Raw genomic sequence first — 12,863 nt, forward strand, 5'->3', positions numbered from 1 at the left:
CGGCGGCGTTCCTGGCGCTGGCGGGCGCGGCGGCCGATCTGCACCGCAGGAGGCGGTCGACGCGTCACGGGCGTTGCACGGCTTGGGTTTCGCGGGTGTGCCGATGGTGCTGACGACGATGGCGCAGAGCACCACCGCGCTGGACAGGGCCGCGATCCACGCACGGGCGGCGCGGTTCCGGCACGACGACCAGGCGCCGATCGACGACGTCGCCGCGCATCTGCTCGAGGCCGCGCCGATCGGAGAGGACTGGGTGCGGGACGTGCTGCGCATCGCGGCTCGACGGTCCACTCCGGACAAAGCGATCGCCTGTCTGCGAAGGCTTTTGCGCGAGCCGTTGCCCGACGATCTGCGCGGCGAGGTGCTGGTCGAGCTGAGCGAGGCGCAGTCGCTGGTCGATCCGGGCGCGGCGATCGCGTCGTTGAACAAGGCCGCGAGCGCGTCGATGGACGTGATGGCGGAGGGGCGGATGGCGCTGTTGCTCGCCTACGACCTCGCCGGGCGGCGGCTGTACCGGGACGCGGTCGCGAAGGTCGAGTCGGTGATCGCGCGCGTGTCCGGTGTCGACGCGGATTTGGCTCAACGGCTGGATTTGTACGCGTTGTCGCTGGGCTTGGAGGAGTCGTTCTTCTCCAGCGAGGTGGAGACGCGGATCGCCCGGTTGTCGGGCTCGCGCATGACCTCGGCGCGCAACGAGCGGTTCCTGAACGCGGTCCTGGCGTACCGGGGTGCTTCCGTTGGCACCAACCCCGGGGAGACTCGGCGGCGCGTGCAGTCGTCGTTGCCGTTGTCCATTGGTCGCGACCTGATCGACCAGTTCTCGTTCGCGCACATGATCGTGGCGCTGATCGGCATCGACGAGTACGAGCAGGCCGACCGGCAGTGCGAGGAGGCGCTGCGGGTGACGTCCGAACGCGATCTCGCCGTGTGCGCGGCTCTGGTGCAGGGACTGCGGTGTCACGTGGCGCGGCGGCTGGGCGCGTTGCCTGCCGCGGAACAGCTCGGCATCGCGTCGCTGTCGAGGCTCGATGCGTTGGGAGCCAACCAGGACGGCAACGTCGTCGTGGCGGTGGCCGGCCTGGTCGGCGCCTGGGTCGACACCGGCGACACGACGTCGGCGTTGCGGCTCGTGCGCGAACGCGAGCTCGACGGCGACGTGCCGGAGTACGCGCACTACCACGCACTTCTGCACCAGCGCGGCCGTCTGCACATGGCTCTCGGCGACCCCGTTCTGGCGTTGCGCGACCACCTCGACTGCGGCCGGCGGATGGAACGCCGTGGCGCGCGCAACCCGTCATTGCAGCCGTGGCGCTCGCACGCGGCGTTGGCGCACTTGGCGTTGGGGGATTGGGACAGCGCGTTGCGGTTGGCCGCGCAGGAGCTGGAACTGGCGCGCGACTGGGGTCTCGCGGTGCCGATCGGCGTGGCACTGCGGGTTTCCGGTGTCGTGACTGGAGATGTCGCGTTGCTGGAAGAGGCGGTGTCGACGCTGCGCGCTTCCCCGCCCCGCCTGGAGCTGGCGCGGGCGCTGGTCGACTGGGGTGTCGCGCTGCGCTCGTCGGGCCGCGGCCCGGAGGCGCTGGCGGCGTTGCGGCAGGGCCACGACGTGGCGAAGAGGTGCGGCGCGATCCCGTTGATGGGACTCGCGGCACGGGAGTTGCGCAGGGCAGGCGGCCGCCCGGCCCGCACGCCGTCGGGTTCGGTGCTCACCGCGCAGGAGGAACACATCGTGCGGCGCGCCGTGCACGGCCTGACCAACCGGCAAATCGCGGCGGAACTGTTCGTCACGCCACGAGCCGTTGAACTGCATCTGACGCGCGCGTATCGAAAACTGGGTATTTCCGGGAGGCGAGACCTGGCGGCGGCATTGGAAAAGGCCGGCGCGTGAGGGCGGCGCCGGCCTTTTCCCTGGGCGTTACTTGATGACGACGATGCCCGACGCGAAGATCTTGCCGCCGACCTTCTTGCCGTTCACGTCGACCGACGCACCGACCTTCAGCTCACCGGAGATGATGGTCTGCGTGAGGCTGTAGTCCACGTCCACCGTCGTGGAGGCGTCGACCTTCACCTTGATGGACTTGCCCTTGACGACCGCGACGACCTCGCCGGTCACGTTTGCCGCGGCCTCGGCCGACTGGTTCGTCGTCGGCGCGGCGACAGCCTGGGCGGCACCACCGAACAGCACGGCGGTGGCGGCGAGACCGACGAGAACACCCTTGATCGCGTTCATTTGTTCTCCTTGATGCCTTCGTGCTTCGGGGAGATTTCCTGGGCCCGGTTGAAATGTGGCCCAGCATGATCCGCACGCTCAAGGGTTCGGTTTCAAGTTTTCGTTCTCGCCGAAGTGCGGCTTTGCATTGGGCAACGACTTCGGTGGCGTGTGGCAAACTTGTGGGCATGCTGCGGAACATGTTTCGGTGGGGCAGAGGCAAGGCCGTCACGCAGTGCTCCTGCGAGCCCGAGTGGCAGGGCCTCTACACCGAGATCGACGGCCAGCGCCAGCTCGCGCTGCCCCGCGACGAGATGGCGACCATCGTGGGGTATCTGGACCTGACGGCCCACTGCGCCGGCTGCGGCGCCGAGTACCCGAAGCCGTGGGGTCTGGCCTCCAAGTAGGCTCCTCGGTCGTGCTCACGGTCTCCACGATCAACGTCAACGGTCTGCGCGCTGCCGCGAAGAAGGGCTACCTCTCGTGGCTGGAGACTTCCTCCGCCGATGTGGTGTGCCTGCAGGAAGTCCGCGCGGAACCTGACGAGCTGCCTTCGGACGTCCACTCGCCCACGGGCTGGCACGGCGTGTACGCGCCGTCGTCGTTGAAGGGCCGCGCTGGCGTGGGGATCATGTCGCGCGTCGAGCCCTCGTCGGTGCGTGTGGGCTTCGGTACCGCGGAGTTCGAGTCGAGCGGCCGGTACGTGGAGATCGAGCTGCCCAACGTCGTTGTGGGGTCCTTGTACCTGCCCTCCGGCGACGTCGGCACCGAGAAGCAGGACGAGAAGGACCGCTTCATGGCGGCCTTCCTGCCGTACCTGGTGTCGCTGCGTGAGAAGGCGGCCGTGTCGGGCCGTGAGGTGCTCGTGTGTGGTGACTGGAACATCGCGCACCAGCAGGCAGACCTGAAGAACTGGCGGACGAACCAGAAGGAGTCCGGCTTCCTGCCGTACGAGCGGGAGTGGATGACCTCGGTGTTCGCGTCGGGATACAACGACGTGGTGCGCGCGCTGCACCCTGATGTCACCGGGCCTTACTCGTGGTGGTCGTACCGCGGCAAGGCCTTCGACAACGACTCGGGCTGGCGGATCGACTACCACGTGGCGACGGACGGGCTGGCGGCTCGGGCTTCGTCTGCGGTGGTGGAGCGGGCTGCGACGTACGCGGAGCGCTGGTCGGACCACGCCCCTGTCACCGTCGTGTACTCGGACTGACCCAACGCCGGAGATCAGGCACAATCGTGTTTGAGGAGGTGGCGAGGGTGCACGAGGTCGTGACGGCCAAGCTGGCCGAGATCGAGGAGCTGTGCCGGGCGCTGGGCGTTCGGCGGCTTGACGTGTTCGGGTCGGCGGTCAGTGACTCGTTCGACGTGGCGACCAGCGATGTGGACATTCTCGTCGACTTTGAGATCGGGCACGGCTTTGATCACTTCGGCACCTACTTCGCGTTGAAGGAAGGGCTGGAGCGGATCCTCGACAGGCCTGTTGACCTGGTGATCAGCGGCAGCATCCGCAACCCGTACTTCCGGCAGCAGGTCATGGACAGCAAGGAAAACCTGTATGCGGCGTGATCCCCGCACGTACTTGTGGGATGCCTTGCACGCTGCCGAGCTGTTGGCCGAGTTCAGCAGCGGCAAGTCCTTCACGGACTACCTGGGTGACGCGATGCTGCGGTCGGCAGTCGAGCGGCAGTTCGAGATCATCGGTGAGGCGCTGAACAACCTGTCCAAGGTCTCCCCGGAACTCGCTGCGGCGATACCGGACCTGTCTCGCATCGTCGCCTTCCGCAACATCTTGATCCACGGCTATGCCAGCGTGGACGATGCGCTCGTTTGGCAGGTGCTCACCGAGAAGCGGCCACAGCTGGAGGAGCGGTTGCATCAGCTGCTCGCGGGGCTCGGTTGAGCACCGTCGTCTACTCCGACTGACCCAGCCCGACCAGCCTTTATCGCTCTTGTCCCCCACCTGACGGCTCGATTTAACCCACCAGCTCCCCGAACATGAACACGATTCAGCATCGATGAATCGGGGGCGTTCATGACGGGCTTCAAGCGGCGTTCATTCCTCCTGGCCATGGGCGTGGGCGCCGCAGGCGTGCCACTCCTGGACACGCAAGCGATTGCCTCGACCGCAGGCACCACACTCGACACCACAGCCGTACCGGTCGGCACCAGCGGCTACCGCAGGCTCGCGGCAGGCCCGGGCTGGCCGACCGTCGTGCGCAACGACATCATCCAGGCCAAAGCAGGCCGCGAAGCACGGCGCCAAGCCCTGACCAGCTTCGTGCAGTTCTCCGACATGCACATCTGTGACGCGCAGAGCCCGCTGCGGTTCGAGTACCTGCACCCGATCATGGGGTCCAGCGCGCACCGGCCGCAGGAGGCGCTCACGGCGCAAGGGTCGACGTCGCTCGTCAAGCGCGTCAACGCCGTGCGCCGAGGTCCGCTGACCGGCAGGCCGTTCGACTTCCTCATGACGACCGGCGACAACACCGACAACCACGAGCACGTCGAGCTCGACTGGTTCCTCACGATCCTCAACGGCGGCCGGATCACGCCCAACACCGGTGACTCCAGGTACGAAGGCGTGCAAAACGCGGGTATCAAGACGTTCTGGCAGCCAGACCTCAGTGGCAGCGACGACTACAAGGCGGCGGGCTTCCCGCAGCTCAGCGGACTGCTCGATGCCGCGGTCCGCGAGTTCACCAGCCCCGGCCTGAACATCCCCTGGTACGCCACCATCGGCAACCACGACGACAGCGTGGTCGGCGCGTTGCCCGATGGGCTGCTCGACAGCTGGTACACGGGACGCAAGAAGATCGTCGGGCTCGGCGACCCCGTGCAGAACGCGAAGGTCGCGAAGGCCTTCACCGACCCGACGGCTGTGCCCGAGGCGTTGGCCATTATCGCGAACGGCGGCGCAATAAGGACCGTGACGCCCGATGACCGTCGCAGGCTGTTCGACACCGGTCAGTTCGTGCGCAAGCACCTGCCGACGGGTGGACACGGCTACACCGAGGCGAACGCGGACGGTGTCGACGTCTTCTACACGTTCCGGATGGCGCCCGGCGTCACCGGCATCAGCATGGACACGACGAACCTCGCCGGGTTCTCCGAGGGCTCGATCGGGCTGCACCAGCTCAACTGGATCGAGAAGACTCTCAAGCGCAACAGCTCGCTCTACTACGACTGGCTCGGCAGGCCGACACGGCAGAACGTCACCGACGAGCTGTTCGTGCTGTTCAGCCACCACACGAGCAAGACGATGGGCAACGTTCTGCCGGACCGGCGTCGCCCGCTGGACCCGCGAATGAACGGCAACGCGCTGGTCGATCTTCTTCACCGGTTCCCGAACGTGCTGGCGTGGGTCAACGGCCACACGCACCGCAACGTGATCACGCCGCACCGGCACAGCACGCCGTCGCGGAGCTTCTGGGAGATCAACACTGCCGCGCACGTCGACTACCCGCAGCACGCCCGCGTGATCGAGGTGGCTGACAACGGGGACGGCACGTTGTCGCTGTTCACGACGTTGCTGGAGGCCGATGCGCCGTACCAGGTGGACTACGACGACCGGACCGATACAGGGCTTGCCAGCCTGTGCAGGGAGTTCACCTACAACGACATCCACTCGCGGACGAACCCGCTGGGCACGCCGCTGGACCGGAACACGGAACTGCTCGTCGCGGTGCGCTGAAGTGGGATGTCCCACAGCGCATCACAACTGATCAGGAATTTAAGCGGCCTAAGGTCGTTGACGTGGCAGTGGACATCTCAGTAACCCCACCGCAGCCCAGTCCGAGCGCGGCGGCCATGCGGCGTGCGCTGCGCCGGGCCGCTGACGGTGCCGTGCTCGACGCGACCGAGGCTGCCGTGTTGCTGCATGCGCGCGGGGATGATCTGGACGCGCTGTTGACCGCGGCGGGCAAGGTGCGGGACGCGCACTTGCTCGCCGAGGGGCGTCCCGGGATCGTCACGTACAGCCGGTCGGTGTTCATCCCGCTGACCAGGCTGTGCCGGGACCGGTGTCACTACTGCACGTTCGCGACCGTGCCGCACAAGCTGCCCGCGGCGTTCCTCGAACGCGACGAGGTGCTGGAGATCGCCCGCGCAGGGGCGGCTCAAGGGTGCAAGGAAGCGCTCTTCACGCTCGGGGACCGGCCGGAGGACCGGTGGCCGGCCGCGAAGGAGTGGCTGGAGGCACGTGGTTACGAGTCCACTTTGGACTACGTGCGGGCCAGTGCCATTGCGGTGCTTGAGGAAACCGGTCTGCTCCCGCACCTGAACCCCGGCGTGCTGAGCTGGGAGGAACTGACCAGGCTGCGCCCTGTCGCGTCCAGCATGGGCATGATGCTGGAGACCACCGCCGAGCGGCTGTGGAGCGAGAAGGGCGGCCCGCACTACGGCAGCCCTGACAAGGAACCCGCTGTCCGCCTGCGCGTCCTCACCGACGCGGGACGCGTGAACGTTCCCTTCACCACCGGAATCCTGATCGGCATCGGCGAGACCATCGCTGAGCGCGCGGAGTCGCTGCTCGCGATGCGTCAGGTCGCCAAGCAGTACGGGCACATCCAGGAAGTGATCATCCAGAACTTCCGCGCCAAGCCGGACACGGCGATGCGCGGCATGCCCGACGCCGACCTGACCGAGCTCGCGGCCACGATCGCCGTTGCGCGCCTTGTGATGCCTTCGACCGTGAGCGTGCAGGCGCCGCCGAACCTGGTCGGCGAGGAGTTCGACCTGATGCTGCGCGCGGGCGTCGACGACTGGGGCGGCGTCTCGCCGATCACGCCGGACCACGTGAACCCCGAGAAGCCCTGGCCGCAGGTCGACAAGCTCGTCGACATCACCCGTGAGGCCGGTTTTCCTTGCAGGAACGGCTGAACGTCTACCCGCGCTACGTCCGTGCGGCGGCGGGGCAATGGATCGACACCCGGCTCACCGCGCATGTTTCCGCGCTGGCGTTGGAAAGCGGGCTCGCGAACCCCGACGCTGAAGTGGTCGGCCGTGAGTGGCAAGAACCGGACGGCGGGCTCGACACGTTTGGCCGCGCGGACCTGAACACCGCGATCGACACCGAAGGCCGCACGGGCGACCGGCGCGGCGACTTCGACGAGGTCTACGGCGACTGGGACGAGCTGAAGATTCCTGTTGCGCCGCAACGGCTTCCCGAAGACGTCCAACGTGGACTGAAGATCGCAGCGAACGATCCGGCCGCGTTGCTCGGTGACACCGAGGCCGCGATGGCCCTCCTCACCGCCGACGGCGACGCACTCGAAGAGATGACCCGCCTCGCCAACGATCTGCGGCGCGAGGTCGTGGGCGACGACGTCACGTACGTGGTCAACAGGAACATCAACTTCTCGAACGTCTGCTACGTCGGTTGCCGTTTCTGCGCTTTCGCTCAACGCGAGCGCGACGCGGACGCGTTCCGGCTCTCGGCGGAAGAGGTCGCCGACCGCGCGCAGGAGGCGTGGGACACGGGTGCCACCGAGGTCTGCATGCAGGGCGGCATCGACCCCAAACTGCCGGTGACCTACTACGCGGACGTCGTGCGCGCGATCAAGAAGCGTCTGCCCGAGATGCACGTGCACGCGTTCAGCCCGATGGAGATCGTCTCCGCCGCGGCGAAGGCGGGCGTGAGCGTGCGCGAGTGGCTGACCGAGTTGAAGGAAGCCGGCCTGGACACGATTCCCGGTACGGCGGCCGAAATTCTCGACGACGACGTGCGGTGGGTGCTGACCAAGGGCAAGCTGCCGACCGCGACCTGGCTCGACGTCGTCGGAACAGCCCATGAGCTGGGCATTCGTTCATCGTCGACGATGATGTACGGCCACGTGGACCACCCCGGCCACTGGCTCAGCCACTTCCGCGTGCTGGCGAACCTCCAGGACAGGACCGGCGGGCTCACCGAGTTCGTCGCGCTGCCGTTCGTGCACCGCAACGCCCCGATCTACCTCGCCGGCGTCGCCCGCCCCGGCCCCACCCGCCGCGACAACCGGGCCGTGCACGCGTTCGCGCGGCTGGCGTTGCACGGGCGGATCGACAACATCCAGTGCTCGTGGGTCAAGCTCGGCGACGAGGGCACCGCGGAGATCCTCAACGGCGGTGCGAACGACATCGGCGGCACGTTGATGGAGGAGACCATCAGCCGCATGGCCGGGTCCGAGCACGGGTCCGCGCGTACTGTGCGTGAGCTTGAAACCCTGGCTTCGCTCGCAGGGCGTAACGCCCGTCAGCGGACTACGACATATGGGCGAGTGCGGATCGATCAACAGTGACCGATAGTCTGTTTCGGCGCATCGACGCTACCGGCCTTCGGTAGCTTGGCGGCCAATCAGTCAGCAAGGTTCACCCGTTCCGGGGTGGATCTGTGCCTTGGGGAGGCTCGGCAAGTGCAAGGCATGAGTCTGGTGCTGAGTGCTGCGGTTGAGAGCAGCATGACCGGCACCGCTGCTGGTCCCGTGGGTCTGATCGCGGTCACGGCGGGTGTGGGCGGTTTGGTGTACGGCCTGGTCAAGCGGCGCAAGCCGGCCACGGTCTCGGCGGCGAACCAGCGCGTCGACCTGGTCCAGCAGGACACCGCGCAGAACTGATTCACCTGGTCTGAGAAGATTTCGTTCGTGTCCACCGAGAACGCGCCCGCAGAGATCACGACCGCGCCCGTCAAGCGCCCTCGCGTCCTGTCCGGCATCCAGCCAACGGCCGGGTCGTTCCACCTGGGCAACTACCTGGGTGCGGTGCGGCAGTGGGTGGCGCTGCAGGAGGACCACGACGCGTTCTACTGCGTCGTCGACCTGCACGCGATCACCGTGGAGCAGAACCCGAAGGAGCTGCGCCAGAACACGCGCGTCTCGGCCGCTCAGCTGCTCGCGCTGGGCATCGACCCCGACCGCGCGACGCTGTTCGTGCAGTCGCACGTTCCTGAGCACGCTCAGCTCGGCTGGCTCATGCAGTGCATGACCGGCTTCGGCGAGGCTGCGCGGATGACGCAGTTCAAGGACAAGTCCGCGCGCCAGGAGCAGTCCGTCGGCGTGGGCCTGTTCACCTACCCGATCCTGCAGGCCGCGGACATCCTGCTGTACCAGGCGCACTACGTGCCGGTCGGCGAGGACCAGCGCCAGCACCTGGAGCTGACCCGCGACCTCGCGACGCGCTTCAACTCGCGGTACGGCAAGACGTTCCGCCTGCCGGAGGCGTACATCGTCAAGGACACCGCCAAGATCTTCGACCTGCAGGAACCGACGGCGAAGATGAGCAAGTCGGTGCCCGGCGGCGTCGTGGAGCTGCTGGAAGACCCGAAGCGCTCGGCGAAGAAGATCCGCTCGGCCGTCACCGACACGGGCCGCGAGATCATCTTCGACGTCGAGAACAAGCCGGGCGTCTCGAACCTGCTGACGATCTACTCGGCCCTCACGGGGCGAACGGTCGAGTCGCTGGTTCTCGATTACGAGGGCAAGGGCTACGGCGACCTGAAGAAGGACCTCGGCGAGGTCTTCACCGAGTGGGTCACGCCGGTCCAGGAACGCGTCCGCACGTACCTCGACGACGTGGCGTCGTTGGACAAGATCCTGGCCCGCGGCGCGGAGCGCGCCCGCGATGTCGCCTCGGTCACGCTGCGCCGCTCGTACGAGAAGATCGGGTTTGTCCTGCCCGAGTAGTGCACTTGCACTAGCGTCTTGGTCGTGGACAAGTGGCGGCGGAAGTACGCGTGGCTCGACCACATCATGTTGGCGTACGAGCGCTTCACCGAGAGGTACGGCACGCACTACGCCGCCGCGGTGACGTACTTCAGCGTGCTGTCGCTCGTACCCATCCTGATGATCGGTTTCGCCGTCGCGGGCTTCGTGCTGCAGTCCCAGCCGGACCTGCTGGCCGACCTGCGCGACAGCATCGCCAAGGCCGTGCCGGACGAGCAGCTGCGCGGCCAGATCAACGACGCCGTGAACACCGCCCTGGACTCCAAGGGCACTGTCGGCATCATCGGTCTGCTCGGAGCCGCCTACTCCGGCCTGGGCTGGATGAGCAACCTCCGCGACGCCCTGACCGCGCAATGGGGCCACGCGAAGGAGAACCTGCCGTTCCTGGGCACGTTGTGGCGCGACCTGCTGGCGTTGGTCGGGCTGGGTCTCGCGATCGTGCTGTCGTTCGGCATCACCGCGCTCGGTTCCGGGTTCGCGGAGCAGATGCTGGAGTGGATGGGGCTGGAGAACGCCGGCTGGGCGCACGTCCTGCTGCGGATCGGCTCGATCGTCCTGTCGCTGCTCGCGAACTGGATGGTGTTCCTCTGGGTGCTCGCGCGGTTGCCCCGCAAGCCCGTGGGGTGGCGGAGTGCGCTGCGCGGGGCGTTCGCGGGGGCGATCGGGTTCGAGGTGTTGAAGCAGGCGGCCACGATCTTCCTGTCGTTCGTGACCACCTCGCCCACGTCGGCCGCGTTCGGGTCTGTGATCGGTGTTCTGGTGTTCGCGAACCTCGTGGCGCAGTTCCTGCTGTTCATCACGGCTTGGACGGCCACGGCGCGGGAGAACCGGGAGCCTGAGGTGGTTCCGGCGCCCCCGCCCGCGGTGATTCGGCCCGTGGTCGCGGTGCGGTCCGGGCCTTCGCCGTCGTTGATGCTCGGTGCCGGTGCGGTGGTCGGGGCGTTGCTCGGTCTTCGGTGGCGCCGCCGCTAGGACGCGCGGGCGTTCCAAAACGAACGGCCCCAGCGCCTTGAGCGCTGGGGCCGTCCGTTTTGGGGTTCTAGACGCCCTGTGCCGCCTGCGCGGCCTGGCGGCGTGCCCGTGCCGCCTTGGCTCGCTTGTTGCGGATGTAGAGGAACACAGCGGCCAGCAGGCCGATGCCCGCCACGGCCGTGATGGGGAGGCCGACGGTGCCGAACGCGGTCGGCGTCGGGCGGCCGGTGCCGGAGTTGGCGGCGGCCGCGTCGTCGGCGGGTTGGTTGTCCTGGGTGGGGACGACCTTCGGCTTCGGCTGCGGGGCGCCGTCCACGAGCTTGCCGACGCCGCCGGGGCCCATGGCGAAGCCGTAGTCGAGCAGCTTCGCGGCCTGGGCCGTGATGTGCGTGGGCTGCAGCTGGCCGCGCAGCAGGACGACGACGAGGCGGCGGCCGTTGCGTTCGGCGGCGCCCGCGTAGGTGTGCTGGGAGTCGTCGGTGAAGCCGGACTTGCCGCCGAGCGCGCCCTGATAGCTCGTGAGCAGGCGGTTGTCGTTCGTCAGCATGATCGTGCCGCCGTTGCGACCGGGGAACTGCGCCTGCTGCAGCTTGATGGCCTGCGCGAACTCCTCGTACTTCATCGCGCCCCGGAAGATCAGGGCGACGTCGTAGGCGGAGGTGCTGGTGCCGGGGGCGTCGAGGCCCGACGGGGTCACGGCGCGGGTGTCGAGGGCGCCGAGCTCCTTGGCCATGGCGTTCATCTTGCGCAGCGCGTTCGGCACGCCGCCGAGCTGGCGCGCAAGCGTGTGCGCCACGTCGTTGCCCGACGTGAGCAGCAAGCCGTGCAGCAGCTGACGGACCGTGTACTGGCCGCCGTCACGCAGGCCGACGCAGGTGCATTCCTGCTGCGTGTCCTCGGCGGTGGCGGTGACGACGAGATCGCCGCGCAGCTCCTTGGCGACCACCATCGCGAGCAGCACCTTGATGACGCTCGCCGGGCGCTGACGACCGTGCGGGTCGTACGCGGCGATGACGGCGCCGCTGTCCATGTCCGCGAGCAGCCACGAGGCCGCGGTGATGCCGCTCGGCGGCTGCGCCGAGTTCGGCGGCAGGATCAGGCCGCACTCGCCCAGCCGGTCACCACCGACGGGTTTCTCCGGCACTTCGAGCGGGGTCGGCGCCTTCTGGCCGGGCGCGGGCTGCTCGGACGTGTCCACCGGTGGCGGCGGGGTCTCGCGGTTCGCGCACTGCGCCGAGCCGGCGGCCTGCTGTGCGGTGCCGGTCGGTGCGGCGAACGCGGCTGTGGCCGTTGCTAGGACCAGGGCGACGATGAGCCGTTTGGTGAAGGGCACGGCTCCAGGCTATCCACCCCCGTTTAGCGTCTTGCACGCACCACGTCCGATACTGGTCGCTGTGAAGCTCTCGCGCCCGATGTCACTCTTCCTGGTGGCTTTCGGAGTGTGGTCGTGGGTGATCTGGCCCACGTTCCTGAAGAACATCTGGAAAGATCCCCGTTCGTTCAGCGACGGACCGACCCCGTTCTTCACGGTGCACCTGGTGCTCGTGATCGTCTCGCTCGTGCTCGGCACCGTCATCGGGGTGCTGGGCGTGCGAGGCTTCCTGGCCACTCGACGTCGATAGGAAACGCTGTGGAGTTCGTACGCCTGCTGCTGGTGTTCCTGCACCTGCTCGGCATGGGCATGCTCGTCGCGATGATCATGTTGCAGGCCAAGGCCGGCAAGGACGCGCCGGTCAACAAGGGCTGGCTGCACGGCGCCGCCCTGCAGTTGCTCACCGGCGTGGCACTGGTCGGCATCGACCCGCTGGTCGACTCCGTGAAGTACGACCACATCAAGATCGGCGTGAAGCTGCTGGTCGTCGTGGCCATCGCCGCCGTCGTGGCGATCACCGTCAACAAGCCCAAGGCCCCGTCGTGGCTGCTGCCGACCGCCGCCTCACTTGTCGTGCTGAACGTGGGCATCGCGGTCTTCTGGACCTGATCGG

Annotated in this window: 13 protein-coding genes and 1 pseudogene; 12 read left to right on the forward strand and 2 right to left on the reverse strand. The window is 67.7% G+C overall.

Features of this window, described 5'->3' with window-relative positions:
• A partial coding sequence (locus tag FXN61_RS15430) for a helix-turn-helix transcriptional regulator (RefSeq protein ID WP_167974491.1) occupies positions 1-1,888 on the forward strand: 1,888 nt, incomplete at its 5' end.
• A gap of 27 nt (positions 1,889-1,915) precedes the next feature.
• Here the strand turns inward: FXN61_RS15430 and FXN61_RS15435 are convergent.
• Positions 1,916-2,230 carry a hypothetical protein gene (locus FXN61_RS15435; RefSeq protein WP_167974493.1) on the reverse strand — a complete coding sequence of 105 codons (315 nt, stop codon included), beginning with the start codon at positions 2,228-2,230 and terminating at the stop codon, positions 1,916-1,918.
• Positions 2,231-2,397: 167 nt separating this feature from the next.
• Between FXN61_RS15435 and FXN61_RS15440 the strand changes: the two genes are divergently transcribed.
• The 9 genes and pseudogenes from FXN61_RS15440 (at position 2,398) to yhjD (ending at position 10,878) form a co-directional block, all read left to right on the forward strand.
• Complete coding sequence (locus FXN61_RS15440) at positions 2,398-2,616, forward strand: hypothetical protein (protein WP_167974495.1); 219 nt, start codon at positions 2,398-2,400, stop codon at positions 2,614-2,616.
• 11 nt (positions 2,617-2,627) lie between these two features.
• A complete protein-coding gene (locus tag FXN61_RS15445; protein ID WP_167974497.1) occupies positions 2,628-3,422 on the forward strand; it encodes an exodeoxyribonuclease III in 795 nt (264 codons plus the stop codon).
• Between the two features lie 47 nt (positions 3,423-3,469).
• Positions 3,470-3,778 (forward strand): nucleotidyltransferase family protein, encoded by a 309-nt coding sequence (locus tag FXN61_RS15450; protein WP_167974498.1) that lies wholly within the window; start codon positions 3,470-3,472, stop codon positions 3,776-3,778.
• Entirely contained in the window at positions 3,768-4,112 is a 345-nt protein-coding gene (locus FXN61_RS15455) for a HepT-like ribonuclease domain-containing protein (RefSeq protein ID WP_167974500.1), read from the forward strand. Before FXN61_RS15450 ends, FXN61_RS15455 begins: the two co-directional genes overlap by 11 nt.
• A 132-nt stretch (positions 4,113-4,244) precedes the next feature.
• The gene (locus FXN61_RS15460) at positions 4,245-5,903 is read left to right on the forward strand and encodes a TIGR03767 family metallophosphoesterase (RefSeq protein ID WP_167974502.1); all 1,659 of its coding nucleotides are present in this window, start codon (positions 4,245-4,247) and stop codon (positions 5,901-5,903) included.
• A 116-nt stretch (positions 5,904-6,019) separates the two neighbouring features.
• Positions 6,020-8,487: pseudogene (locus tag FXN61_RS15465) on the forward strand (bifunctional FO biosynthesis protein CofGH).
• Between the two features lie 123 nt (positions 8,488-8,610).
• Complete coding sequence (locus FXN61_RS15470) at positions 8,611-8,802, forward strand: hypothetical protein (protein ID WP_167974504.1); 192 nt, start codon at positions 8,611-8,613, stop codon at positions 8,800-8,802.
• Between the two features lie 27 nt (positions 8,803-8,829).
• Positions 8,830-9,867, forward strand: a complete 1,038-nt coding sequence (gene trpS, locus FXN61_RS15475; RefSeq protein ID WP_312877757.1) for a tryptophan--tRNA ligase — start codon at positions 8,830-8,832, stop codon at positions 9,865-9,867.
• A 24-nt stretch (positions 9,868-9,891) separates the two neighbouring features.
• The gene (gene yhjD, locus FXN61_RS15480) at positions 9,892-10,878 is read left to right on the forward strand and encodes an inner membrane protein YhjD (protein WP_312877758.1); all 987 of its coding nucleotides are present in this window, start codon (positions 9,892-9,894) and stop codon (positions 10,876-10,878) included.
• Positions 10,879-10,945: 67 nt separating this feature from the next.
• Here yhjD and FXN61_RS15485 read toward each other — a convergent pair whose 3' ends face one another.
• Positions 10,946-12,211: a D-alanyl-D-alanine carboxypeptidase family protein gene (locus tag FXN61_RS15485; RefSeq protein WP_167974506.1), complete on the reverse strand. Its 1,266-nt coding sequence runs from the start codon at positions 12,209-12,211 to the stop codon at positions 10,946-10,948.
• Positions 12,212-12,272: 61 nt separating this feature from the next.
• Between FXN61_RS15485 and FXN61_RS15490 the strand changes: the two genes are divergently transcribed.
• Complete coding sequence (locus FXN61_RS15490) at positions 12,273-12,500, forward strand: SCO4848 family membrane protein (RefSeq protein WP_167974508.1); 228 nt, start codon at positions 12,273-12,275, stop codon at positions 12,498-12,500.
• Between the two features lie 8 nt (positions 12,501-12,508).
• Entirely contained in the window at positions 12,509-12,859 is a 351-nt protein-coding gene (locus tag FXN61_RS15495) for a hypothetical protein (protein ID WP_167974510.1), read from the forward strand.
• The last annotated feature ends 4 nt before the right edge of the window (positions 12,860-12,863 follow it).

Source organism: Lentzea indica (assembly GCF_012184385.1).
Classification (GTDB): domain Bacteria; phylum Actinomycetota; class Actinomycetes; order Mycobacteriales; family Pseudonocardiaceae; genus Lentzea; species Lentzea indica.